Annotated in this window: 19 protein-coding genes and 1 tRNA gene; 8 read left to right on the forward strand and 12 right to left on the reverse strand. The window is 58.9% G+C overall.

Features of this window, described 5'->3' with window-relative positions; all coding sequences use genetic code 11:
- Positions 1 to 64 precede the first annotated feature (64 nt).
- From queA to ACQZ5Y_RS13830, 3 genes are read left to right on the forward strand one after another with little or no spacing between them, the layout of a single operon-like run.
- Positions 65 to 1,147, forward strand: coding sequence for a tRNA preQ1(34) S-adenosylmethionine ribosyltransferase-isomerase QueA (queA, locus tag ACQZ5Y_RS13820; protein WP_065660882.1), 1,083 nt, complete (start codon positions 65 to 67; stop codon positions 1,145 to 1,147).
- The gene (tgt, locus tag ACQZ5Y_RS13825) at positions 1,147 to 2,277 is read left to right on the forward strand and encodes a tRNA guanosine(34) transglycosylase Tgt (protein WP_003515541.1); all 1,131 of its coding nucleotides are present in this window, start codon (positions 1,147 to 1,149) and stop codon (positions 2,275 to 2,277) included. Before queA ends, tgt begins: the two co-directional genes overlap by 1 nt.
- Before the next feature lie 36 nt (positions 2,278 to 2,313).
- Complete coding sequence (locus tag ACQZ5Y_RS13830) at positions 2,314 to 3,471, forward strand: aminodeoxychorismate synthase component I (protein WP_174049511.1); 1,158 nt, start codon at positions 2,314 to 2,316, stop codon at positions 3,469 to 3,471.
- Positions 3,472 to 3,583: 112 nt separating this feature from the next.
- On the opposite strand, the gene ACQZ5Y_RS13835 is transcribed toward ACQZ5Y_RS13830, so the two are convergent.
- From ACQZ5Y_RS13835 to ACQZ5Y_RS13870, 8 genes are all read right to left on the reverse strand, one after another.
- Entirely contained in the window at positions 3,584 to 4,861 is a 1,278-nt protein-coding gene (locus tag ACQZ5Y_RS13835) for a type III PLP-dependent enzyme (protein WP_174049510.1), read from the reverse strand.
- Positions 4,845 to 6,377: an AMP-binding protein gene (locus ACQZ5Y_RS13840; protein ID WP_174049509.1), complete on the reverse strand. Its 1,533-nt coding sequence runs from the start codon at positions 6,375 to 6,377 to the stop codon at positions 4,845 to 4,847. Before ACQZ5Y_RS13840 ends, ACQZ5Y_RS13835 begins: the two co-directional genes overlap by 17 nt.
- Entirely contained in the window at positions 6,374 to 6,637 is a 264-nt protein-coding gene (locus tag ACQZ5Y_RS13845; RefSeq protein ID WP_003515534.1) for an acyl carrier protein, read from the reverse strand. Before ACQZ5Y_RS13845 ends, ACQZ5Y_RS13840 begins: the two co-directional genes overlap by 4 nt.
- Before the next feature lie 88 nt (positions 6,638 to 6,725).
- Positions 6,726 to 7,484 carry a hypothetical protein gene (locus ACQZ5Y_RS13850; protein WP_174049508.1) on the reverse strand — a complete coding sequence of 253 codons (759 nt, stop codon included), beginning with the start codon at positions 7,482 to 7,484 and terminating at the stop codon, positions 6,726 to 6,728.
- A 276-nt stretch (positions 7,485 to 7,760) separates the two neighbouring features.
- Positions 7,761 to 8,888 (reverse strand): S-(hydroxymethyl)glutathione dehydrogenase/class III alcohol dehydrogenase, encoded by a 1,128-nt coding sequence (locus ACQZ5Y_RS13855; RefSeq protein WP_025593598.1) that lies wholly within the window; start codon positions 8,886 to 8,888, stop codon positions 7,761 to 7,763.
- A 149-nt stretch (positions 8,889 to 9,037) separates the two neighbouring features.
- Positions 9,038 to 10,495, reverse strand: coding sequence for a methylenetetrahydrofolate--tRNA-(uracil(54)-C(5))-methyltransferase (FADH(2)-oxidizing) TrmFO (gene trmFO / locus ACQZ5Y_RS13860; RefSeq protein ID WP_174049507.1), 1,458 nt, complete (start codon positions 10,493 to 10,495; stop codon positions 9,038 to 9,040).
- A gap of 296 nt (positions 10,496 to 10,791) precedes the next feature.
- Positions 10,792 to 10,935, reverse strand: coding sequence for a DUF1127 domain-containing protein (locus ACQZ5Y_RS13865; RefSeq protein WP_003515516.1), 144 nt, complete (start codon positions 10,933 to 10,935; stop codon positions 10,792 to 10,794).
- A 477-nt stretch (positions 10,936 to 11,412) separates the two neighbouring features.
- A complete protein-coding gene (locus tag ACQZ5Y_RS13870; protein ID WP_003502992.1) occupies positions 11,413 to 11,559 on the reverse strand; it encodes a DUF1127 domain-containing protein in 147 nt (48 codons plus the stop codon).
- A 661-nt stretch (positions 11,560 to 12,220) separates the two neighbouring features.
- Between ACQZ5Y_RS13870 and ACQZ5Y_RS13875 the strand changes: the two genes are divergently transcribed.
- Positions 12,221 to 12,303, forward strand: a tRNA-Leu gene (locus tag ACQZ5Y_RS13875).
- Between the two features lie 240 nt (positions 12,304 to 12,543).
- Positions 12,544 to 14,022, forward strand: coding sequence for a trigger factor (tig, locus tag ACQZ5Y_RS13880; protein WP_003515514.1), 1,479 nt, complete (start codon positions 12,544 to 12,546; stop codon positions 14,020 to 14,022).
- A 140-nt stretch (positions 14,023 to 14,162) separates the two neighbouring features.
- Here tig and ACQZ5Y_RS13885 read toward each other — a convergent pair whose 3' ends face one another.
- Positions 14,163 to 15,152 carry a carbon-nitrogen hydrolase family protein gene (locus tag ACQZ5Y_RS13885; RefSeq protein ID WP_174050010.1) on the reverse strand — a complete coding sequence of 330 codons (990 nt, stop codon included), beginning with the start codon at positions 15,150 to 15,152 and terminating at the stop codon, positions 14,163 to 14,165.
- Between the two features lie 299 nt (positions 15,153 to 15,451).
- Here ACQZ5Y_RS13885 and ACQZ5Y_RS13890 point away from each other — a divergent pair, with 299 nt between their 5' ends.
- Positions 15,452 to 15,991 carry an AAA family ATPase gene (locus ACQZ5Y_RS13890; protein WP_174049506.1) on the forward strand — a complete coding sequence of 180 codons (540 nt, stop codon included), beginning with the start codon at positions 15,452 to 15,454 and terminating at the stop codon, positions 15,989 to 15,991.
- 254 nt (positions 15,992 to 16,245) lie between these two features.
- A complete protein-coding gene (locus ACQZ5Y_RS13895) occupies positions 16,246 to 16,896 on the forward strand; it encodes a hypothetical protein (RefSeq protein WP_111796367.1) in 651 nt (216 codons plus the stop codon).
- 201 nt (positions 16,897 to 17,097) lie between these two features.
- Here ACQZ5Y_RS13895 and sthA read toward each other — a convergent pair whose 3' ends face one another.
- The 3 genes from sthA to ACQZ5Y_RS13910 form a co-directional block, all read right to left on the reverse strand.
- Positions 17,098 to 18,501 carry a Si-specific NAD(P)(+) transhydrogenase gene (gene sthA / locus ACQZ5Y_RS13900; protein ID WP_003515506.1) on the reverse strand — a complete coding sequence of 468 codons (1,404 nt, stop codon included), beginning with the start codon at positions 18,499 to 18,501 and terminating at the stop codon, positions 17,098 to 17,100.
- Positions 18,502 to 19,044: 543 nt separating this feature from the next.
- On the reverse strand, positions 19,045 to 19,578 hold the full coding sequence (locus tag ACQZ5Y_RS13905; protein WP_003515504.1) for a DUF1003 domain-containing protein: 534 nt from the start codon (positions 19,576 to 19,578) through the stop codon (positions 19,045 to 19,047).
- A gap of 109 nt (positions 19,579 to 19,687) precedes the next feature.
- Complete coding sequence (locus ACQZ5Y_RS13910; RefSeq protein WP_174049505.1) at positions 19,688 to 21,628, reverse strand: LTA synthase family protein; 1,941 nt, start codon at positions 21,626 to 21,628, stop codon at positions 19,688 to 19,690.
- A gap of 231 nt (positions 21,629 to 21,859) precedes the next feature.
- On the opposite strand from ACQZ5Y_RS13910, the gene ACQZ5Y_RS13915 reads away from it, so the two are divergent.
- Positions 21,860 to 23,539, forward strand: coding sequence for an NAD+ synthase (locus tag ACQZ5Y_RS13915; protein WP_013636243.1), 1,680 nt, complete (start codon positions 21,860 to 21,862; stop codon positions 23,537 to 23,539).
- Positions 23,540 to 23,657: the final 118 nt, after the last annotated feature.

Raw genomic sequence — 23,657 nt, forward strand, 5'->3', positions numbered from 1 at the left:
GTCGTCACCCACCACCCGCCCCATGCCATGCAGGGCGGGTTTTGATATTTCGAGAGCCCTTGCAATGCGCGTAGACCTGTTCGATTTCGATCTCCCCGAGGAGAATATCGCCCTTCGCCCGGCGAACCCGCGCGATAGTGCGCGTCTTCTCGTGGTCGATCCGAATGCGAACCACATGGAAGACCGCATCGTATCCGACCTGACTTCCTTCCTGAAGCCCGGCGACGCGTTGGTATTCAACGACACCCGCGTCATTCCAGCCCAGCTTGAAGGCGTGCGGCTGCGCGAAGGTGCGCCTGAAACGGCAGTTTCAGCCACGCTGCACATGCGCGCCGACCAGTCGCGCTGGAAGGCTTTCGCGCGGCCGGGCAAGCGCATCAAGCAGGGGGACCGCATCCGTTTCGGTTATGAGCGCGACAATGCCTGCGGCCTTGCCCATCTGGAGGCCACCGTCGAGGAAAAGGGTGAGGAGGGCGAGATCACGCTGCTGTTCGACGTTTCCGGACCTGTTCTGGACGAGGCGATCGCCTCCGTCGGCCATATTCCTTTGCCGCCCTATATTGCCGCGAAGCGCCCGGAAGATGCGCAGGACCAGACCGATTACCAGACAATTTATGCCCGCGAGAAGGGCGCCGTTGCCGCACCAACTGCCGGCCTGCATTTCACACCCGATCTGTTTGCGGCGCTGGACGAAGCCGGCATCGAGCGACATTTCGTGACACTTCACGTTGGGGCAGGCACCTTCCTTCCAGTTAAGGCCGACGACACCGACGATCACAAGATGCATTTCGAGATCGGCCATGTTTCGCAGGAGACTGCGGCAAAGCTCAATGCCGTCAAGGCGCGCGGCGGGCGGATCGTTTCTGTCGGCACCACCTCGCTGCGGCTTATCGAAAGCGCCACTGATGAGAATGGCGTCATTCAGCCATGGTCGGGCGCGACGGGCATCTTCATCACGCCCGGATACCGTTTCCGCGCGGTCGATATTCTGATGACCAATTTCCACCTGCCGAAATCGACGCTGTTCATGCTCGTTTCGGCTTTTTGCGGTCTCGAGACGATGCGTGCCGCTTATGCGCATGCCATCGAAACCGGATACCGTTTTTATTCCTATGGCGATTCAAGCCTGTTGTTCCGGAAGAACTGATGCACGACAAATTCACCTTTACCTTGAAAGCCACGAGCGGCGGCGCCCGCCTTGGCGAAGTCGCCATGCCGCGCGGCGTCATCCGCACACCTGCCTTCATGCCTGTTGGCACTGTCGGTACTGTCAAGGCCATGTATCTCGACCAGGTGCGCGAGCTCGGGGCCGATATCATTCTCGGCAATACCTATCACCTGATGCTGCGGCCCGGCCCGGAGCGCGTGGCAAGGCTTGGCGGGTTGCATGAGCTTATCCGCTGGCCGCATCCGATCCTCACCGACAGCGGTGGCTTCCAGGTCATGTCGCTTTCAGGCCTGCGCAAGCTGGACGAGAAGGGTGTGACCTTCAAGAGCCATGTGGACGGTTCGCTGCACCATATGTCGCCGGAACGCTCGATCGAAATTCAGGGCATGCTTGATTCGGACATCCAGATGCAGCTCGATGAATGCATCGCGCTGCCGGCCGAGCGCAAGGAAATCGAGCGCGCCATGGAAATGTCGCTGCGCTGGGCGGAGCGTTGCCGCGTCGCCTTCGGTGAACAACCCGGCAAGGCCATGTTCGGCATTGTGCAGGGCGGCGACCAGCCGGATCTGCGCATTCGCTCCGCCGAAGGGCTGAAGCAGCTTGATCTCAAGGGTTACGCTGTCGGCGGCCTTGCCGTCGGTGAGCCGCAGGATGTGATGCTGGGCATGCTCGACATCACGCTGCCGGTGCTGCCCACCGAAAAGCCGCGTTACCTGATGGGCGTCGGTACGCCAGACGATATTCTGAAATCGGTGGCGCGCGGCATCGACATGTTCGACTGCGTGATGCCGACCCGTTCCGGTCGTCACGGGCTTGCCTTCACCCGTCGCGGCAGGGTCAATATACGCAATGCCCGCCATGCGGAGGATATGCGGCCGCTCGATGAGCAGTCAAACTGCCCGGCCTCGCGTGATTATTCCCGCGCCTATCTGCATCATCTCACGCGCTCCAACGAGGCGCTGGGCGGCATGCTGCTCTCCTGGCACAATCTTGCCTATTATCAGGAGCTGATGCAGGGTATCCGCAAGTCGATCGAGGAAGGCCGTTTCGCTGATTTTTATGCGGAAACCATAGAGATGTGGGCGCGGGGCGACATAGACCCGATCTGATTTTTCCCGACCCTTTCTCCTGTTCGGACGCTTTCCTTGGCACATGCGCCTTACGTTCTTTTCCGGGATGACACGACCGGCACGGTGACAGCCTTCACCGAGCCGGAGGAGATCATCGTCGCGGATGAGCCAGAGGCGTTTTTCGCGGCGCTGAAACGCATGGAGCAGCTGCGCCGCGCCGGGAAATACCTCGCCGGCTATATGTCCTACGAGGCGGGTTTCCTGTTCGAGCCGAAACTTGCGGACTTTGCTGCCGAGCCTCGCAACGTGCCGTTCCTTCGCTTCGGCGTCTTTTCCGGCCCACAACCGGATGAGGGGCGATTTGCGCGGCCCGAAAGTCTGCCGGATGCCGATGCGTTTCTGTCCGATCCCGCGCCCGCATGGGGCCTTGAAGACTATTGCCAGCGCTTCGAGCGGCTGCACGGGCATCTGCGTCGCGGCGACTGTTATCAGGGCAATCTGACGATGCCCGTTCACGCTCGCTGGAGCGGCGATCCGCTCACGGCCTTCTGGTCATTGGTTGAGCGCCAGCCGGTTAAATATGGCGCGCTGGTCGATCTCGGTGGACCGGTGATCCTGTCGCGCTCACCGGAACTGTTTTTCTCGGTGGACGGGCAAGGTTTCATTGAAACCCATCCGATGAAGGGAACGACGCCGCGCGGTGCGAATGCGCAAGAGGACCGGGCGATCATCGCGGCGATGCTTGAGGATGAAAAGACGCTTGCCGAAAACCGCATGATCGTCGATCTCCTGCGCAACGATATTTCCCGCATCACCGAAGTCGGCAGCCTCCATGTGCCGCGACTGTTCGATATCGAGACCTATCCCACCGTGCACCAGATGGTCAGCCATGTGCGCGCGAAGCTTTTGCCGGATGTGACGGTGGAGGATATTTTCGCGGCGCTTTTTCCCTGCGGTTCGGTGACCGGCGCGCCGAAAATGTGGGCGATGAAGATCCTGCGCGAACTGGAACAGACGCCGCGCGACGCCTATTGCGGCGCGATCGGCTTCATGTCTCCGAATGGAGAAATGCGTTTTTCGGTGGCGATCCGCACGCTGACCCTGTTCGATGGCGGCCGCGCGATCTTCAATGTTGGCGGCGGTATTGTGTTCGATTCCGATGCCGAGGCGGAATATGATGAGTGTCTGCTGAAATCCAAGTTTGCGGTTGGGGACAGGCTGTTACGGGGGTGATCTCCTTTCCTGTGACAAGCACAGGAATGAGGGAGGTTGAGGAGGCTCCGAGGTAAGCAGCCAAAAGTGTGCCCTTAGGAAAACCGGGTACGGGTTTCGCAACCACACATCCTCAGCGCCCTATCACCTCAAACGCACCATTCTCCACCAGCACTTCCTTCGCCGCCGGATGGCTGAGAAAACCCGAAGGGCTGGCGGTGGCGCCATAGGCGCCCGATTGCAGGATTGCCAGGAGATCACCAGCCTTCAGCTTCGGCAGGGCCGCATTGCGTGCCAGCGTGTCGAGCGGTGTGCAGAGCGGGCCGACAATGGTTGCCGTTTCCTCATTGTCTGCCTGCATCATGGCCGGTGCGACGATGGGGTAGTTACGCTTGACGATCTGGCCGAGATTGCCGGAGGCGGCCAGATGGTGATGCATGCCACCATCCGTCACCACGAAGGTGGTGCCGCGCGAGGTCTTTACCGAATTGACTTCCACCACATAGATGCCGCCGGGACCGGCGAGGAAGCGGCCGGGTTCGACGATGATATGAGCATTCGCAATCAGCGGATGCGCCTGCATCAAGGCCTTGAGGTCGGGAATGGCGGCACTGACCGCTGCAAGATCAAGCGGCGTTTCTCCGGCGAAATAGGGGATGCCGAGACCGCCGCCGAGATCGATGGTTTCAAGTGGCCTGCCGAGCATTTCGGCCATGCGTGCGGCAAGCAAAATGGAGTGTCTCCATTGGGAGACAAGCATGTCGGCATCGAGGATTTGCGTGCCGCCGTAAATATGGACACCGACGAGATTGATATGCCTGATGTCCCTGAACAGCGGCAGGACGTTTTCGAGTTCTTCCTCGTCAAAACCGAAGGCGGTGGCCTTGCCACCCATGCGCATGGCGCCTGCCTGCGCATCCGGCACCGGATTGATGCGGATCGAAGCCTTGACCGGTTTGCCGATCGCCTCGATGCGGGCAATTTCCTCGGCGCTCTCGATATGGATTTCGCCGATGCCGCTCTCGATCACCTCAAGCAATTCGGCCTGGCGCTTGCCGGGGCCGGCGAAGATGATATTTTCCGGCGGTATGCCCGCCTTGATGGCGGCGCGATATTCACCGACGGAGGCGATTTCCGCGCCAGCGCCTTCTTCGCGGAAAAGCGAGATGATGGCTGGCAGGGGATTGGCTTTCACCGAATAAAAGATATCGGCAAAACCACTGAGCGCGGTTGCGAGATCGCGATATGCGCGGCGCATGGCGCTGGCATCATAGAGGAAGCACGGCGTTCCGGTCTCAGCGACGATATCGCGCACGGCACGGCCACCGATGACAAGATCGTTTTCGTCGACTGCGAATTGCGCGGCGGCAAGGGCAGGGCCGTGGCTTTGGGGTTTATCCGTGGGCGCCATCATCCATCCGTTCGCGCACCAGCGCGCGGTAATCCACCTTGCCATTGGCCGTGACCGGAAGCCGGTCGACCAGTTCGATGGCGCGCGGAATCATGAAGGGGGCAAGCATTTCGGCGGCTTTTTTGAGAGCTGCCGAAACATCGATATTTTCGTTGGCGGCGGTTGCCACGGCATGCACCTTCTCGCCTGCAAAGGGGTCCGGCAGGCCGATGACGGCGACCTGCTGGAAAAGGCCAGTCGACATCAGGCTTTCCTCCACCTCGGTCGGGCTGATGCGATAGCCTGACGATTTTATCATCGCATCGTTGCGGGCAACGAAACTGAAAAAGCCGTCCTCGTCTTCCACCGCCAGATCGCCGGAATAACACACGGTCTCGCCGCCGCGTGCAGCCGGAATGAAAGGGTGAGGGCGCAGCACCTTGGCGGTATCTTCCGGCCGGTTCCAGTAACCCAGCGACACGGTCGGGCCGCGATGGACGAGAATGCCGGGCTCACCCGGTTTTGCCCTCTGTCCCTCGGCGGTGACGATGAAGATTTCACATTCCGGGATAGCCTTGCCGATGGAAGTCGGGCGGCGGTCGATTTCATCAGGCGGCAGGAAGGTGGATCGGAAGGCTTCGGTCAGGCCATACATCAGGTAGATTTTGGTGTCTGGCAGCTTTTCGCGCAACGCCCTCACGGTTTCCTGCGGCACGCGTCCGCCGGAGTTGGTGATGTATCGCAACTGTCGCAACGGCGTCTTCGCCAGCAACGGCGCGGCCCTCGTCAGGATCGCCCAGACAGTTGGTACGCCGGCAAGCCCGGTAATGGCATGGTCGCGCAAGTCCCTGACAATATCATCGCCGAGCCTGAAGGTGGAGATAACAATGGTCGCACCCTGTTCAACCGCCGTCAGCAACTGGTTCAGGCCGTAATCGAAACTGAAGGGCAAAATGGAGAGAAGGCGGTCTTTTCCGGTGATCTCCAGATAGGTGCGCACGATGCGCGCTCCGGCCAGAAGATTACGGTGCGACAGCATCACGCCCTTGGGCGAGCCGGTGGAGCCGGATGTGTAGAGGATTGCTGCAAGGTCCTCGCCAATTGATGGGGAGACTTTGGCAGGCACGGGCGGGCGGCGGTCGATTTGTTCCGCCAGCAGTACAGTGACCTCGGGCAGGTCTTCCACAGCCGCGTTCAGCTCATCCATCATCGTAGCACTGCTGATGACGATTTTTGCGCCGCAATCCGCGACGATATGGCGGATTTGCTGCGCCTTCAAAAGCGCGTTGACCGGCACGAAGACGCAGGAAGCCATGCTCACGCCGAAGATCGACCAGCATTCCTCGATGCCGCGCGGCAGGAAGATGACGACACGGTCGCCGCGCTCCGTTCCGGCCTCCTGCAATGCCGCCGCACAACGTGCGGCCGCTTCGGAAAATTCGCGATAGCTCAGTGATTTTTCTTTGTAGACAAGCGCCTCATCGCCGCTTTCCGCCCGCGCGGTGAGCAGGTGGTGCAGCAGGATGTGGGTTGTCATCTGCGCCGTTCCTGCGTGACGAAGGCAATCAGATCGGCCGGCGTGCTGAGATTTTCCGGGGTGAAATGTTCATCATTGAGAACGATGCCGAAACCTTCGCCGAGAAAGATCATCAGTTCGAGAAAACCGAGCGAATCGATCACGCCGCCTTCGAGCAATTGCGTATCTGCGGAAAACGGTGCATGAGCCGGGAAACGCTGCGAGAGGTAGGAATAGATGGTCTCGGAGACATCGACTTCCCTGGGTTTCGCTGAAAGCATGCTTATTCTCCGCTCGTTCGCGCAGTCGGGACTAGTCTCGGCCGAAGCGCATTTTCTTCTTTTCAGGCAAGGTTTAAGCGCGCGTCTTTTAAGAGCGTCCCAATACCCAGGGTGGCAATAACACCAATTCTGAATATGTTTCGTTAATAAACCGTGGGTTCCATGCTCCCTTTACTTGTATTGGCGAGGATTTGAGTATGGCAAATCCGCCGGCGTCTCGCTTCTCATCGGAAGCCGCCATGGTCAATGCAAGCCGGCCTTTGCCAAGAAGATGGCGGGCAACTGCCGAAATGTGCCTCTGGGCGACTTGCCTGTCCTCGCAATAGATGAGGCGGGCGGAGGGCAGCCTTTTGGTTATGGTTTTTAAAAACACCAGCGGATAATGGCTTCCGTCCGCCTCCATGACTGCCACGATGCAGCCGAAACGCGCATGATCTTCCAGCATGTCGCGCGTGGCGGCAGACAGCGTGCCCTGCGGCACTTCGGCAAGCGGGCGCAGCCGCGCCCTGGCCGGGCCGAATGCCTTTAAAGGCAGGGGATAAAAAAGCGTGCAATTCGTTATCGTTGTGAACCCCAGTCTCTCGTTCAGCCTGCAGGCTTCTGGAGACGGGGTGAGATCGGTGAAGATGTCTTCTTCGGAGGATGTCGCCATTTGCAGCATACGCGGTGCAAACCAGCGGCTGGAAGGTTCGACATACCAGCTGGACAGGTTGACGACTGTCCTGCCGGTCTCGGCAAGGCGGTTTCGGATCGTCAGAAGAACGCCAACGGCATCGTCGCCCTTCATCAGCAATTGCCCGATGGGGCCGAGATCCTGCCGCTGATGATGGTCGCTTATAAGGGACACGCCGAGCGCCCAGAAGGCCTCGCTCTTTTCCGGAAAACCTTTCGTCAGAAGTGCAACGGCAGCGACGCGGTTTCCGTTGTCGATCGGTACGGTTTTCAGAGGTCGCTCCCGCTATCTGGCGTCGTTTCGGGCAGGGAGGGATTTTTCAACTCCACCGCGCAATATCGGCATACGACGATAGATTTACCGTCCCGTTAATCGGCACGGCTGTAAGCGGAAAGGTCGGTCAATTCATATGGCAGACGCGCGGTGCGCGCCTGCCATTTTGTCAGCCGATCAATAGACCACGACGCCGCGGATGCTCTCGCCCTTGTGCATCAGGTCAAAGCCCTTATTGATGTCTTCGAGCGGCATCGTGTGGGTGATCATCGGATCGATCTGGATCTTGCCTTCCATGTACCAGTCGACGATCTTCGGCACATCGGTGCGGCCACGCGCGCCGCCGAAGGCCGTGCCCATCCAGTTGCGGCCGGTGACCAGCTGGAACGGACGCGTGGAGATTTCCTGGCCGGCACCGGCAACGCCGATGATGACAGACTTGCCCCAGCCGCGATGCGAGGCTTCCAGCGCCTGGCGCATGACCTTGGTATTGCCGGTGCAGTCGAACGTATAATCCGCACCGCCGATCAGGTCGCCATTACGCTTCGTCATGTTGACGAGATAGGGCACGATGTCGTCGCCCACTTCCTTCGGGTTGACGAAGTGGGTCATGCCGAACTTCTCGCCCCAGGCCTTGCGGTCATTATTGATATCGACACCGATGATCATGTCAGCGCCGGCAAGACGCAGGCCTTGCAGAACGTTGAGACCAATGCCGCCGAGACCGAAGACGATTGCCGTCGAGCCGATCTCCACCTTGGCGGTGTTGATGACGGCGCCGATGCCGGTCGTCACGCCACAGCCGATATAGCAGACCTTGTCGAAGGGCGCATCGGGATTGATCTTGGCAAGGGCGATCTCGGGCAGGACGGTGAAGTTCGAGAAAGTCGAGCAGCCCATATAGTGGTGGATCTTGTCCTTGCCGATCGAGAAGCGCGAGGTGCCGTCAGGCATCACGCCCTGGCCCTGGGTGGCGCGGATGGAGGTGCAGAGATTGGTCTTGCGCGATGTGCAGGAATAGCACTCGCGGCATTCCGGCGTGTAGAGCGGGATGACATGATCGCCCTTCTTGACCGAGGTGACGCCGGGACCGACATCAACGACGATGCCTGCACCCTCATGGCCGAGGATGGCCGGAAACAGACCTTCGGGATCGGCACCGGAGAGGGTGAAATCATCGGTGTGGCAGATACCTGTCGCCTTGACCTCGACCAGCACTTCGCCAGCGCGGGGACCTTCGAGTTGAACGGTCATGACCTCAAGCGGTTTTCCTGCCTGAATGGCAACTGCGGCGCGAACGTCCATATTCTATCTCCTCAGTCTTTTAATGTGCGAAGTAAAAGGTTTTGCCCGAGCGCGGCTGGCCGGGCAAGGCAAAATCCGGTGACCCGGAATGAAAAGCAGGTGTGCGGAAAACACGCCCCTTTATTTTGGCTGATAGATGCGGGCAGGGCCTATGGCGTTGCGTCGCTCTCTTGTTCCGTTGCGACGTGTTCCACGCCAAGCCACGTTGCACAATCCCTCAACGCCCGCGCTGCAACGAGCTGGCGTTTCATGATTGTCTTGTCCTTGCCGCGAAAACGTTTCACGCCTTCCGGCTTGACGATGGAGCCTGGCTCCAGTTCCGGGAAGAGGCCGAAATTGATGTTCATCGGCTGGAAGGAACGTTTGCCCGGCTCATCATTCGAGGAAAGATGCCCGCCGGTGATGTGGTTGAGAAGTGAGCCGAGGGCTGTCGTTGCGGGCGGCAGGCTCGGGGTCTCGCCTTTCCGTTCGGCGGCAGCGAAACGGCCGGCCAGAAGTCCGACGGAGGCGCTTTCCACATACCCTTCGCAGCCGGTGATCTGGCCTGCAAAACGCAGGTCAGGCCGGGATTTCAGCTTCAGCGATGGATCGAGCAGGACGGGGGAATCGATGTAGGTATTGCGGTGCAGGCCGCCCAAACGGGCGAATTCCGCATTTTCTAGACCCGGGATCATGCGGAATACATCCGCCTGCGCGCCGTATTTCAGTTTGGTCTGGAAACCCACCATGTTGTAAAGCGTGCCGAGCGCATTGTCCTGGCGAAGCTGGACCACGGCGTAGGCCTTGACGGTGGGGTTGTGGGCGTTGGTCAGGCCCATCGGTTTCATAGGGCCGTGCCGTAGCGTCTGGCGGCCGCGTTCAGCCATGATCTCGATTGGAAGGCAGCCGTCGAAATAGGGTGTGCCTTCCCATTCCTTGAAACCCACCGTGTCGCCGGCGATCAGCGCGTCGATGAAGGCGTTGTATTGTTCCTCGTCCATCGGGCAGTTGATGTAATCCTTGCCCGTGCCGCCGGGGCCAACCTTGTCGTAACGCGACTGGTACCAGCAGATATCCATGTTGATGCTGTCGCGGTGCACAATGGGGGCAATGGCGTCAAAGAATGCCAGGGCATCCTCACCCGTCTCGGCCTGAACCGCCGCCGCCAGATCCGGCGAGGTGAGCGGGCCGGTGGCGATGATGCTGCTGCCCCATTCCTTCGGCGGCAGGCCGGAAACCTCTTCGCGCAGGATCGTCACCAGTTGGTGACTTTCGAGCCGGTCTGTTACGGCCTGAGAAAATCCGTCGCGATCGACAGCAAGCGCGCCGCCGGCAGGCACCTGATGCCTGTCGGCGCAGGCCATGATCAACGAGCCGGCAAGCCGCATTTCCGCATGGATGACGCCCACTGCATTGGCGGTCGCATCGTCGGAGCGGAAGGAGTTGGAACAGACCAGTTCCGCCAGCGTATCGCCCTTGTGCGCTTCCGTGCCGCGCACGCCGCGCATTTCGTGCAGGATGACTGGAACGCCGCTTTCAGCGATCTGCCAGGCGGCTTCCGAACCGGCCAGTCCGCCGCCCACGACGTGAATGGGAGAATAGGTCTTGTCTTGCATGCTGGCGCCCATAGGCCGCGTGGGGGCAAAAGCTCCCCTCCGGCGGCTGTCTTTCGAGTGATTGTTCCGCGCGGGTCCCGAAGGACGCGTTTTTCAGGGCGATGCACTACCATGCATGGCTGCGACAGCCAAATGTTTTTGCGGGTGGCACGATTGGGGCGGAGGGAATGTGGTCTCTATGCTTGTAAGCCAAAAATCTCCGGCGAATACCGCCAGAATCAAAAACGGCGCCAGAGGCGCCGCTTTCTTTTACCTGTCGCTCAATCGTCGCGCCCTGGAGGTCGGGCAGCGGGACGATCTTTTACGCCTTAGCGGAACGAACGGGAAGCTACGTTACGGATGTCGTAACGTGTCAGGCCGATGTCGCTCAGGGCCTGGTTGGACAGGCTGCCAAGTTCGTTGATCGTGCGACGGTAGGAGATCCAGTTCTTTGCGATGCGGATAGGGTTCATGATCGTTTCCTCAATCTTTCTTTGATTTCGTCGGCCGGCTCAGTGTTTCTGTGCTCTCGGCTGTTGAGGTTTTATATATAGACATTGAGCCATGTTGTGCAGTGCAGAATTTAGGCGACTGCCATGCATTTGTGCACTATGTCGGCTAAATTTGCGGCTTTGACTACCGCATGAGCAAAATATGAGCGGAAATGCCTGTCTTTCGGGCGGTTTTGAAGGGGTTTGCGGCCATTGGCGGTGTTAGACCGGCTTTTTGCTCCCCTCAGCGGTGCTTGAAGGGCGTTCGGGCTCTCCAGACATGCCGGATGCAGCCGCCTAATCGATGCATTTTTCATCTGTTTGTCACGCGCACATGCCGGTGGGGCGGCGCGGCTCGGTTCCGAGAGGGTGCCAGAACGAAAAAAAAGGCCGGAGGCGGGAGCCTCTGGCCTTTTGGGAAGGTCGTCTCGCATCCGCCGCTTCAAGCGGCGGAGCGTATTAGATGCCGACGGCGGTGCGTGCGACGCGACGGATGTCCTGACGGCCAATGCCGAGGTCATTCAGTTCGCGGTCGGTCATGCGGCCGAGTTCGGTTACGGTCTGACGATACTTGCGCCAGTTGGTGAGCGAGCGTGTAATGTTCATTGTCATCTTCCTCTTCGTGCTGTCCAGCGTTTCCGGCCCGTCTTGGGAGGATTAGGCTCGGGGCTGAACTCGATCTCTGTATGACCATGAATATAATCGGTTTAATAAAAACAAAAACAGACAAAGCAAGATGCCACCTATGCATGGAACGCAAAGCAAGCCGGTAAATGACCCCAATTGCGGCGGATACTGCATAATTTGTGACCAATTTGTGTGCTTTTAGTGAACTTGGCGGCATCTGTCGCTGCCAAGCCGTGCGGTCCGGCTGAATACGAGGGGTTGGGCAGGGCAGCGGCGAGGATGGGGATGCAAAGGTCGTTCGTATAAGGGATTCGGCTGGAGGCGCACATTCTCGTAAAATGACTGGCGGCATGTCATATATATATAATGTCATGTAGCCGCATAAATGTTGCGCGTTTTTCCTGTCGGAACATGTGAAGCCGGACGGGAAAGAGGGAGACGGCGCGCGCAGTTTTGCGGCCTCTCGTGTCATCGTCTGCGGGCGCGCCGTTCCCTTTCATGCGGGCACGAAACGGCAAGAACGTACCGGGCGGCTTTTGCGGCTGGGGCGGGGACCCAAGAAAAGTCCGGGCGAAACCGGACGCGGCGATAAGGTGTGCTTGACCCTTTCAGAACATTGTGACATACCGCCGCCCAACGTGCGGGTATGGCGGAATTGGTAGACGCATTGGTTTTAGGTACCAACGCTTCGGCGTGGGAGTTCGAGTCTCTCTACCCGCACCACAAGTAAAGCATGGCTGTGCCACGCTTGTGCCAGAGTGCATCCTTAGTGATGCAGGGAGCTTTGGGGTTCATCATCCCCTTCGCGCCCTTGTCTCCGGCGCGAGCGCAATTTTGTCCGGCAGGCGCTTGTGTGAAGAAATAATGGAAGCCACGGCCGGGGAACGATGTTTCCGGCGCAGTGCTCGAAAGTAAACCAACGGCTGTCTGAGCACCGCCGCCATGATGTGAAGGTTTGAGAAAATGCAGGTTATCGAAACGCTGGCTGAAGGCCTGAAGCGCGAACTCAAGGTCGTTATCCCGGCTGCCGACATGAAGGCCCGTCTGGACGAGCGCCTGGTTGACGCCAAGGACAAGGTTCGCATCAACGGTTTCCGTCCCGGCAAGGTGCCGATGGGCCATCTGAAGAAGATGTACGGCAAGTCCATCATGGCCGACCTCGTCAACGAGCTGGTTCGTGAAAAGCCTTCCGAAATCCTTTCCAGCCGCGGTGAGAAGTCTGCAACGCAGCCGGCCATCTCCATGACCGAAGACGAGCAGGAAGCCGAAAAGATCCTTTCGGCTGAAACCGATTTCGAATTCACCGTTGCCTACGAAATCATTCCGGCCATCGAACTGAAGGCCAATGACGGCATCAAGGTTACCCGCGAAGTTGTTGAAGTCTCCGAAGACGAAATCAACGAGCAGATCCTCAAGATCGCTGAGAGCGCCCGTACCTTTGAAGCCAAGAAGGGCAAGGCCGCCGAAGGCGACCGCGTCACCATGAACTATCTCGGCAAGGTTGACGGCGAAGCCTTCGATGGCGGCGCTGCTGAAGACGCTGAACTGGTTCTCGGTTCGGGCCGCTTTATCCCCGGCTTCGAAGACCAGCTCGTTGGCGTCAAGGCCGGCGACGAAAAGACCATCACCGTGACTTTCCCGGCTGACTACCCGGCTGCGAATCTCGCAGGCAAGGAAGCCAACTTCGACATCACCGTCAAGGAAGTTGCTGCTGCCGCTGCTGTTGAAATCAACGACGAACTGGCGGAAAAGCTCGGTCTCGAATCGGCTGAAAAGCTGAAGGAAATCGTTCGCGGCCAGATCGAAAGCCAGTACGGCAACGTAACCCGCCAGAAGGTCAAGCGTCAGATTCTCGACCAGCTCGACGAAATGTACAAGTTCGACACGCCGGCTGGCCTCGTCGATGCCGAATTCGACAACATCTGGCGCCAGATCAACACCGATCTTGCCCAGTCCGGCAAGACCTTCGCTGACGAAGACACCACGGAAGAAGAAGCCCGCGAAGAATATCGCAAGCTCGCTGAACGCCGCGTTCGTCTCGGCCTCGTTCTCTCCGAAATCGGCGAAAAGGCCGGCGTCGAAGTGACCGAAGAAGAAATGCAGCGCGCGCTGTTCCAGCAGCTGCAGCAGTTCCCCGGCCAGCAGAAGGAAATCCTCGATTTCTTCCGCAACACCCCCGGCGCTTCCGCTTCGCTGCGCGCTCCGATCTTCGAAGAAAAGGTCATCGACAAGCTGCTCACGGAAATCTCGGTAACGGACAAGACCGTTTCCAAGGAAGAGCTTCTGGCTGACGACGGCGAAGAAGCAACGGAAACCAAGAAGAAGGCGCCCGCCAAGAAAAAGGCTGCTGCCAAGGCTGACGACGCCGCTGAAGGCGAAGAAGCCGCTCCGAAGAAGAAGGCTCCGGCCAAGAAGAAGGCCACTGAGGCCGACGCCGAATAATCTTGGCTGGCGAAAGCTGAATGAATGGAAGGGCCGTGGCGAAAGCTGCGGCCTTTTTTTGTTTCGTCTGCGCGATGCGGTCCATCCGCCTTGCGCGGTGGTCAGCGGGCCCAAACCGCGCCGCTGACCGATCTCGCCTGTTAAAATTGCTCCCGGCTATCGCTTCTGGGATCATTATTCACCTGATGAGGCGCATATAGATCGCTGCGGGCTTTTCGCCGCCATGGTCGTGCGGGATTTTCACGATCGATAGCAATGTCTGCTATTGCGATAGCCGGTAAACCGTTCATCGGGCATTGCGCCACCCAACGGCCATCCGGTGCGGCGATTCCCGAGGGAGCAGCTGTACTCTGAGCCGCCAAGGTGGAATAGCTGGCCCAATAGGTGTTGCTCACCGCATGCCCCAATATTTCGGCTGCAAATGCCTTGGCATTGGACGGGCCATCACCTGCGGTGGAAAACAGCACGCAATCGACGTTCAGCTTCTCGTATTCCATGAATATTTCTGGGTAGTGCGCCTCCATGCCGAGCGCGCAACCAAAACGGAAGCCATCGATTTCAAACGTCACCGGTACAGTTCCCGGCGAGTACATGAACGAGATTTTGGTGTTCGACAGCAGGCGCTCATCGTAGCGAGTTATAAGCTTCCCGCGATCGGAGATGACGTACAGGCTGTTATACGGTCGATGTGGCGGAGTAAGCTGATGGACGGACCCGAGAATCGTCCAAAGCTTCAGCCTTCGCGCCAGTTTTCTGCTCGCTTCCAGTTCTCTGCGCAGAGTTTCCCATTCAAAGCGCGTCCAGTCGGAAGGCCCGATTTCTCTCGGCCCAGTTTCGGACATGATGCGTTTATTGGGCCAACACGTTGCCCCTTCCGGAAAATGGATGAGACGGGCGCCGGCCTTATGGGCATCGCACATGAGGCGACGCATTTCTTGCCCGGCTGCTTTCAGTGCCGAAACCATACGAGGGTCGTCGACCAGCGACGTTTGCGCGACAGCCATTCGTAAAGAACGGCTAACTGGCATGTCGGGAGTTCGGCGGATATGCTTGAGCGCCGCCGTATAGGACTCGCCGGTTTTCGCTGCACGAGCTCTTACACGGCGTTTGAAATTATTATTTTGCGTCATGATCAGGCCTTTCACGTCCCGGACGCGATTCCCCAGCAACCCGCCCGAAACGATCGGACCAAGACAGCAGCCTGAGACAACGACAGTCCCTTTGCCTCCGTTCAAGACCATGCTGGGGAAGGTCTGGGAGGTTAGGCGCAGGCTTCGCCTTTTTGTCACTATCAGTGGGAAAACGTTGAGTCGTCAAGCTACCGCAATTCCGCATTACATGAACCGGAGAATTCGACACTCCGACATCTTCACGTCTTTCTCGAATATTATCTTCAGAAGGCATGACAGGGCGTTGGGCAGTCGCGGCGATGGGCAGAAGAAATTATTTGATCGAGGGTGTCTCCGGGGCTGGTAAAACCTCGGTTGCAACGGAACTTCAGCAACGTGGCCTTCATGTGATTCACGGCGACCGTGAACTGGCTTACAAAGGCGACCCCGAAACGGGCGAACCCATGGATGTCGCGCTGTTTCAGGGCGACGACACAAAAATCGCCTTCCGTCACCGACATCACATCTGGAATGTCGAAAAAGTTCGGCAGCTTGTGGCTGATCAAGAGCACGCCGTCACCTTCTTCTGTGGCGGATCGAGAAATTTTCGACGCTTTATAGATCTGTTCGATGAGGTCTTCGTTCTGGATGTCGACGCAGCGACCTTACAAAGACGGCTGGCTGCCAGGCCGGAGGATGAGTTCGGTGGCAATCTGGCCGAAAGACAATTTGTCCTGCAACTCCACGCAACGAATGAAGACCTTCCAGTCGGTGCATCTGCCATTGATTCATCGAGGTCTTTGGGAGTGGTGGTGGATGATATTCTGGCTCGTTGCAATGTTCCGAAGGCAGGAAATTAACACGCTGCGGTTCCCGTCACCTTCGTTTTGATCACAATGCGGTGCAGCATGATTTTTTGCTGCATCTGCTCTTGTTCATCTCCCGTTCATCTGGCACCCTGCGCAGCATGATTTGCCTTGGCTGCCGGTGCAGCCGTCAAGGAAACATGGCCGCCAACGCGCGGCTGTCATCGCTGCCAAAACCTTTGGCCTTAAGCTTTTACCGTGCCTGCCGGGTTCACCCGGTGCGCCCTTAATTTGCCAGGGGACAAGATATGTCGCCACGAACGGGCTTCGCCCTGTTGTTCTCTCTGTTCGCCGCGATTGGCACCAACGCCCGTGCCGATGAGCCGGAGTTGATCTGGAAGCCGGTCAAGAATTCCGACCGTTCCTATACGGCGCGTATCGGTGCGAAGCTGCCGGTCGAGACGCCGATCCGGGCGGGGCTGGAAATGGGCATGAATGCCTCCAAGACAGGGCAGCTTGTCGATACGCCGGTTCGGCTGTGGGGCAATGTCACGCTGCTGGCGGAGCAGCTGCCCGGCGTTTCGCTTGCCCGTGATGTCGGCGTCCTCTTCAACGCGTTGACGGGGTCGAGCAGCGTTTCCATGACGTCGCGACAGAAACGCATCGTTACGCCGGAACTGGATATCGAGGCCAACCGAAATTTCACGGTGCGTTATGACGGCACGGCGCAGCAATGGAACGGCCTGGATGTATCGCAGTCGCTGCGCCTTTCCCGCTCGGAAACCGGCACGGCCTTCGTGCTGACGGGGGCAAGCCGCAACAGCTTCAACGAGTTCAGCAGCGGCGTCGCCGTGGAGCAGAAGATCGGCGATCACCTGACAGTGCGCGGAACGCTCGATCAGGGATATGCGGATCATTTTCGGCCGGGTGTGAGTGCGCGGTATAGTATTCGATGGTGAGGGGCGTCACCGGTTATCGTATGGATGAGCAGAAAGTGATGGACGTTCTTGCGTCGCATTCGGCGTCATCCTTGGGCTTGTCCCATGGATCTAATCATGTCGCATAAAATCGCGACGTTGCAGAGGCTCGGGACAGGCCCGAGCATGACGGAGGAGAGGTTTGCGCACATTGCAAACGATCTCCACCCGCAACAGCCAACCTCAATCCTTCTTCAGCTCACCCATGCGGTTCCACGCGTCGAGACCGGCAATCTTGTAGGCTTCGGCAAGCGTGGGGTAGTTGAAGGTGTTCTCTACGAAATACTCCACCGTACCCTTCAGGTTCAGCACCGCCTGGCCGATATGCACCAGTTCGGTGGCACCTTCGCCGACGATGTGGACGCCGAGCAGACGGCGGGTTTTCAGCGAGAAGATCATCTTCAGCAACCCGCTGTCGAGACCCATGATATGGCCGCGTGAGGTTTCGCGGAAATGGGCGATGCCGCATTCATAGGGAATGTGGCGTTCAGTGACTTCTTCTTCCGTCAGGCCGCAGGTGGAGATTTCCGGAACGGCATAGATGCCGTAAGGGAAGAACTGCGGCGGTTCACCGGCCGGTGCGCCGACCGCGTGGCGGGCGGCGATACGGCCCTGTTCCATCGAGGTGGAGGCGAGGCTCGGAAAACCGATGATATCGCCGGCGGCGTAAATGTTCGGCACTGTTGTCTGGAAGGTCTCGGGATTGACCTTCAGGCGGCCGCGGCTGTCGGCTTCCAGCCCACAGGCGGAAAGATTAAGCGTATCGGTTGCGCCGACGCGTCCGGCGGCGAACAACACCGTCTCGGCTTTAAGGACGCGGCCGTTGCTGAGCGAAACGAGGCATTTGCCGCTGTCGTCGCGCTCCACCTTTTCCGCTTTCTGGCCGAAGATCAGCTTCATGTTACGGTCGCGCAACTGATAGGTGAAGTCCTCGACGATTTCCTTGTCGATGAATTCCAGCATGGTTTCGCGCGGTTCAACCACCGTTACCTGCGTGTCGAGCGCACTGAAGATCGTGGCATATTCGATGCCGATGACGCCCGCGCCGACAACGACCATGGAGCGCGGCAGTTCCTTGATCTCAAGTATCTCGTCCGAATCGAGCACTGCCGCGCCGTCGAAGGGAATATGCGGTGGCCGGTAGGGCCGCGTGCCGATGGCGAGCAGAATGGAAGCGCCGGTGACGTTCATGACTTCACCGTCGTTCTTCACCACCTTCACCGTGTTGGCATCGACGAAGCTTGCCGTGCCGCGAATGTGCTGCACGCGGTTGCGGGCGAACTGGTGTTCCAGCACCTCGACCTCGTGGTCGAGCGTGATCAGCAGGCGGCGGCGCAGATCGTCCGCGTCGATCTCCTGCTTGACGCGGTAGGAGCGGCCATAAAAACCGCGTTCGCGCCAGCCGGTGAGATTGAGCGCGGTTTCGCGCAATGTCTTGGAAGGGATGGTGCCTGTGTGCACCGAAACGCCGCCGACGCGGCTGCCCTTCTCGATGACCAGAACCCTCTTTTCGAGCTTGGCGGCCTGGATGGCGGCGCGTCTTCCCGCCGGACCGCTGCCGATAACAATCAGATCGAACTGGTACATGAAAACCCCGGAACAGAATGTATTGCAATGACCGGATGTCGCATCCGGGATGGCGCTGCCGCGAAATGGTCGTGATGCCATTTTGACCAGGGGAAGTGATTCCCTTGTCAGCCTTGCACACAAGAGTGCAATGCAACAAACGCCTGCGTCAATCTGTAGCGCAATAATCTGACGGATTCGTAACCGTTTTGTCCGCTTGTCGTTTTGCGACGCAAAGATGCGCCTTTGCGCCCGGCACGGCCTTCGCTGTCGGGTTTTCGTGGTTTTAGACGGGTTGTGCCCGGTCACGCGCTGATTGGGGTTGGAGTGGACGGATGCTTGCGCGACCGGGCCTTTCCAGAAAGCCGTATTTCGCAAGAGGCAGTGCACGGCCTTTTGCGAAATGGTCCTGTCACCATGAACGTGCCACCGTTCCCACCACCAGGACCGTCCTTCGGTTTACGCCACGTCTGGCGTCTACCTGGCAGGACTGCATTCAAGATAACAGGGTAAGGCGGGGCGGGGAAAAGCGGGGATGGATTTTCGCGCGCCGGTTCTTTTTCGTCAGTCTTCTTTCCGGGTCACATGGCGGTGAAGGGCAGCGAGGTCCTGCCTGAGTGCTGCCAGTTCGGCCAGTACCTTCACGTCGATCTTTTCGTGCAGAGACAGCACCTCAAGCTCGGCTTTCAGGTTCACCTCATAATCCTTGGCGGCCTCGAAACGGTCACGAGCGGCCTGCCGGTTCTGCGACATCATGATGATCGGCGCCTGAATGGCCGCGAGCATGGAGAGCAGAAGATTGAGGAAGATGAAGGGGTAGGGGTCGAAGGCCCGCGTCGTCAGCACGATCGTGTTGATGATTGCCCAGAACACCAGGAAAAAGCAGAAGCTGAGGATAAATCCCCAGGAGCCGCCAACCCTTGCAATGCTGTCGGCCAGCCTGTCGCCCAGGTTTGCCCCGGCGGAAAATTCCGCATTGGTGTCGGTCGAGACCAGCTTTTTCTGGTGCGACAGTTCCAGAATACGACGCTCCACCTCGCCGATTTCCCGGGAGGAGCGCTTGAAGTGCGAAACGATATAGTCGGAGATGTCTGACACGGTGCTTCTCGTGGTGCTGATGGTTCGTTACGGCCCTGTCGAGATAAACCCGCATGGCAATGGAATTCAAATGATTTCCGCTGCCATGCCGTTTAGACATCCAGCCCCATCAGACGGAGGGTGTAGCGTCATTTACCCAGTTGAAGCCGGGGAAGAAGCGCTCTCGGCCATATTGCTCGCCGAACATGATGTCGAATTGCAGCAGGCGGTAATTGCGCACCACGTCCGGAATGGAATTGGGTGAAATCGACCAGTCGGGCAGGGCCTTGCCATCCGTTGCCACCAGCATATGCCGGTCGACGACGGAAAACGCATCCTGCACTTCACCCAAAGTCCCCGTATAGAAGGGGTCTGAGAAACCGGCTGTTTTCAATACGTGATAGGGCAACAGCGCCGGGCTGATGGTGCCGATATTCTTGCGCACGCCCGTCTTCGAGGACCAGACGACAAGCGGCGTCTCGTGTTCCTTTTTCATGATTTCCAGCGGCGCGCGGCGACTGGCCACCATGCCCGGCATGTAGCCGCTTTCCACGAATGTCTGGCCAAGCGGCGGCAGGTGATCGCCGAAGAGCACGATGATGGTTTCGCGCTCGCGCTTTTTTGCCCAGCGCATCAGCTTCAGAAGGGCGTCGTCGGCCTCCGCCACGCCCTGCGCATAGGTACCAAGCGCCTGCGATGCGGAAGCGGAAAGATCGCCCTCTACGCCGATGGTGTCGCTGGCATAACGGCCCGCCTCGTAAGGTCCGTGTCCCTGCAGGGTGACGGCGAAGAGGAAGAGCGGGTTGCGCGCATCGTCCGCGGCCACCATGATCTGGTCCATCAGCGCGTCGTCGGAGGCGAAGTTGCCGCGCTTTTCCATGGGCGGCAATGTCTCTTCCGAGCGGAACTCCTCGAAGCCGAAATTCCTGTAGACTTCCTTGCGGTTCCAGAACCATTCCTGAAACGGATGCATGGCGATGGCCGAATATCCTTCGCCACGGAAGAAGCTGGCAAGCGAGGGCACCGGGCGGCGGATATATTGCTGATAAGGAATGCTGCCATAGGGCAGGAAGGCGTTGGAAAAGCCGGTCAGCGCCTCGAATTCCACATTCGCCGTCATGCCGCCGAATTCCGGCGAGAACACGTTGCCGGATTGCTTGGCGCGGATGTTGGGCATCGGATCGGCAGAGAGCTTCACGTTTTCAAGCCGTGTCGGATCCCACAGCGATTCGCTCATCAACATGATGACATCAGGGTAATCGCCCGTGTTGGCGGCAAAGGCGGCGGGTTCCGAGGTCAGGTCTGCGATGCTGTTTTGGCCGTAACCCTGCGGCGCCGAGACGTTGGCCATGGGAATATTGAAGGCAAAGGCCATCAGGAAACCGTTATGGCGGTAATTCTCCTGTTGATCCCACATCATGGGGATGATGTTGAGACGATCGCGCACCCACGAATAATGCGAATAGTCCATGAGCGAGGCGAGGCCGGCCAGAAGCGGCAGCGCCAGCACAAGACCTGCGGCGCGTTCGCGCCAGCTCAAGCCCGGCGAATAACGCCGCGCCAGCAGCCACAGGGTGGAAAGGGCCGCAACCGTGGCGCAAAGGCCAAGGCCGACCAGCACGGCCGTCAGCGGCTGGGCTTTCAGCATGGTGGGCAGAAGCTCGAGGATCTGCCGGCCGAACAGCAGGTCGGAGGGATAAAGCGGATCGGAGAGATAGGTCTGTTTCTGCGCGGAAATCAGCCCTGTCAGCGCGCAAAGCGGCGCAACGGCGATGAGCGACAGGTAACGGCGGCCGAGGATGGAATCCAGCGCTACGAGCACCACCAGCACGGCGGCGATGGTGGTCATGCCGGGGCGGGCGGATGAGGTGAGGAAGGTGCCGACATCAACTAGCGAACCGCGGGCGATCCATTCCAGCGCGACGACAAGCACGACTGACGAAAATGTCAGATTGGCAAGCGTGTAGGCCTTACCCGAAAGCTTGGAAAGGCTCCGCGTCCATGCAGGCGAAAAGACAAAATCAGCCTTTTCGGAAGCCGTTGTTTTTGGCGCCGAATTTCTCAAACTCATACTCCGGTATTACGAGGCAACACCGCGCAATTCGGGGAGGTGAATCGGGGCGTCGCAAAACTGTCATGTAACTGTCACATAAGCGCGATGAACGCGACATGAACTTTGCGGGGTGTGGCCGGTGCGGTGATAACCTTAGCGTGAATGCCGGTTGCGGCTTCATCCTATCAAGGTGGTGCGGCATGCAATTGCCGCGTTGCGGAGCGGGCACGGGCGCGGTATTGAAAAGCCATGAGCGACAGACACGACATCAAAAACCATCTTCGAATTGCCGTCGGGCAGTTCAATCCGACTGTTGGCGACGTGGCGGGCAATCTCGCCAGGGCGCGCGAAGCACGGGCCGATGCGGCGACGCAGGGTGCCGATCTCCTGCTTCTGACCGAGCTGTTCATATCCGGCTATCCGCCGGAAGACCTGGTATTGAAGCCGGCTTTTCTGAAAGCGTGCCTGAAGGCCGTGGAAGAACTGGCGGCGGAAACCGCCGATGGCGGGCCGGGCGTCGTCATCGGTTTTCCGCGTCAGGGCGAAACGGGCCGGCACAATTCGGTTGCGCTTCTGGATGGCGGCAAGATCATCGCGCTGCGCGACAAGATCGACCTGCCGAATTACGGCGAGTTCGATGAAAAGCGTGTTTTCGCCGAAGGTTCGATCTCCGGTCCCTATAATTTCCGCGGTGTCAGGATCGGCATTCCGATCTGCGAGGAAATCTGGAACGATATGGGTGTGTGCGAAACGCTTGCCGAAAGCGGGGCGGAAATCCTGCTGGTGCCGAATGGTTCGCCCTATTATCGCGGCAAGCTGGATGTGCGCCATCAGGTGGCGCTGAAACAGGTAATCGAAAGCGGCTTGCCGCTGGTCTTCGCCAATCAGCTTGGCGGGCAGGACGAGCTGGTTTTCGACGGCGCGAGCTTCGGTTTTAATGCCGACAAGACCCTTGCCTTCCAGATGAGCCAGTTCGAGGCGACCCTTGCCGTCACCGATTGGAAACGCACCGCAGAAGGCTGGCGCTGCGAGAGCGGTCCTTTCTCGAAAATCCCTGAAGGCGAGGAGGCGGATTACCGGGCCTGCATGCTGGGCTTTCGCGATTACGTCAACAAGAACGGCTTCAAGAGCGTGGTTCTCGGCCTTTCCGGCGGTATCGATTCGGCGATCTGCGCTGCGCTTGCTGTTGATGCGCTGGGCGAAGAGCGGGTGCGCTGCATCATGCTGCCCTATCGTTACACCTCCGAGGATTCGCTGAAGGACGCAGCCGATTGCGCCAGGGCGCTTGGCTGCCGTTACGATATCGTGCCCATTGCCGAACCGGTGGATGGGTTCCTGTCGGCGCTTTCGGAAATGTTCGAAGGCACGGAAGAAGGCATTACCGAAGAAAACCTGCAGAGCCGTACACGCGGCACCATTCTCATGGCTGTTTCCAACAAGTTCGGCTCGATGGTGGTGACAACAGGCAACAAGTCGGAAATGTCGGTGGGGTATGCGACGCTTTATGGCGACATGAATGGCGGTTTCAATCCCATCAAGGACCTCTACAAGATGCAGGTCTACGCCATCTCCAGCTGGCGCAATTCCCATGTGCCGCCGGGCGCGCTCGGGCCGTCCGGCGAAGTGATCCCCGCCAATATCATCTCCAAGGCGCCATCCGCCGAATTGCGACCCAACCAGACAGACCAGGATTCGCTGCCGCCCTATCCGGTGCTGGACGATATTCTGGAGTGCCTGGTGGAAAAGGAAATGTCGGTCGAGGAAATCCTCGCGCGTGGCCATGATATCGCGACGGTGCACCGGATCGAGCATCTGCTCTATCTCGCCGAATACAAACGCCGCCAATCCGCGCCCGGGGTGAAGATCACCAAGAAGAACTTCGGCCGCGATCGCCGTTATCCGATTACCAACCGGTTCAGGGACAGGTAGTCGAAGGAGGGCATGGAGGGAGCTTGCTGGACCCCGAATCTAGTTCGGGGTGATGGAGTGCGGATGCTGCGGCTTCGCCATATATCGATGGCGAAGAAGCATCCTTTTCCTCCAACGG

It is taken from the genome of Agrobacterium sp. A3-95 (assembly GCF_053521785.1).

Excerpts from the sequence above, each read along its gene's own strand:
- queA (WP_065660882.1), top strand. The coding sequence starts at position 65 with ATGCGCGTAGACCTGTTCGATTTCGATCTCCCCGAGGAGAATATCGCC.
- tgt (WP_003515541.1), top strand. The coding sequence starts at position 1,147 with ATGCACGACAAATTCACCTTTACCTTGAAAGCCACGAGCGGCGGCGCC.
- ACQZ5Y_RS13835 (WP_174049510.1), bottom strand. The coding sequence starts at position 4,861 with ATGGCGCCCACGGATAAACCCCAAAGCCACGGCCCTGCCCTTGCCGCC.
- ACQZ5Y_RS13840 (WP_174049509.1), bottom strand. The coding sequence starts at position 6,377 with ATGACAACCCACATCCTGCTGCACCACCTGCTCACCGCGCGGGCGGAA.
- ACQZ5Y_RS13845 (WP_003515534.1), bottom strand. The coding sequence starts at position 6,637 with ATGCTTTCAGCGAAACCCAGGGAAGTCGATGTCTCCGAGACCATCTAT.
- ACQZ5Y_RS13855 (WP_025593598.1), bottom strand. The coding sequence starts at position 8,888 with ATGGACGTTCGCGCCGCAGTTGCCATTCAGGCAGGAAAACCGCTTGAG.
- trmFO (WP_174049507.1), bottom strand. The coding sequence starts at position 10,495 with ATGGGCGCCAGCATGCAAGACAAGACCTATTCTCCCATTCACGTCGTG.
- ACQZ5Y_RS13865 (WP_003515516.1), bottom strand. The coding sequence starts at position 10,935 with ATGAACCCTATCCGCATCGCAAAGAACTGGATCTCCTACCGTCGCACG.
- ACQZ5Y_RS13870 (WP_003502992.1), bottom strand. The coding sequence starts at position 11,559 with ATGAACATTACACGCTCGCTCACCAACTGGCGCAAGTATCGTCAGACC.
- tig (WP_003515514.1), top strand. The coding sequence starts at position 12,544 with ATGCAGGTTATCGAAACGCTGGCTGAAGGCCTGAAGCGCGAACTCAAG.
- ACQZ5Y_RS13885 (WP_174050010.1), bottom strand. The coding sequence starts at position 15,152 with ATGACGCAAAATAATAATTTCAAACGCCGTGTAAGAGCTCGTGCAGCG.
- ACQZ5Y_RS13890 (WP_174049506.1), top strand. The coding sequence starts at position 15,452 with ATGGGCAGAAGAAATTATTTGATCGAGGGTGTCTCCGGGGCTGGTAAA.
- ACQZ5Y_RS13895 (WP_111796367.1), top strand. The coding sequence starts at position 16,246 with ATGTCGCCACGAACGGGCTTCGCCCTGTTGTTCTCTCTGTTCGCCGCG.
- sthA (WP_003515506.1), bottom strand. The coding sequence starts at position 18,501 with ATGTACCAGTTCGATCTGATTGTTATCGGCAGCGGTCCGGCGGGAAGA.
- ACQZ5Y_RS13910 (WP_174049505.1), bottom strand. The coding sequence starts at position 21,628 with ATGAGTTTGAGAAATTCGGCGCCAAAAACAACGGCTTCCGAAAAGGCT.
- ACQZ5Y_RS13915 (WP_013636243.1), top strand. The coding sequence starts at position 21,860 with ATGAGCGACAGACACGACATCAAAAACCATCTTCGAATTGCCGTCGGG.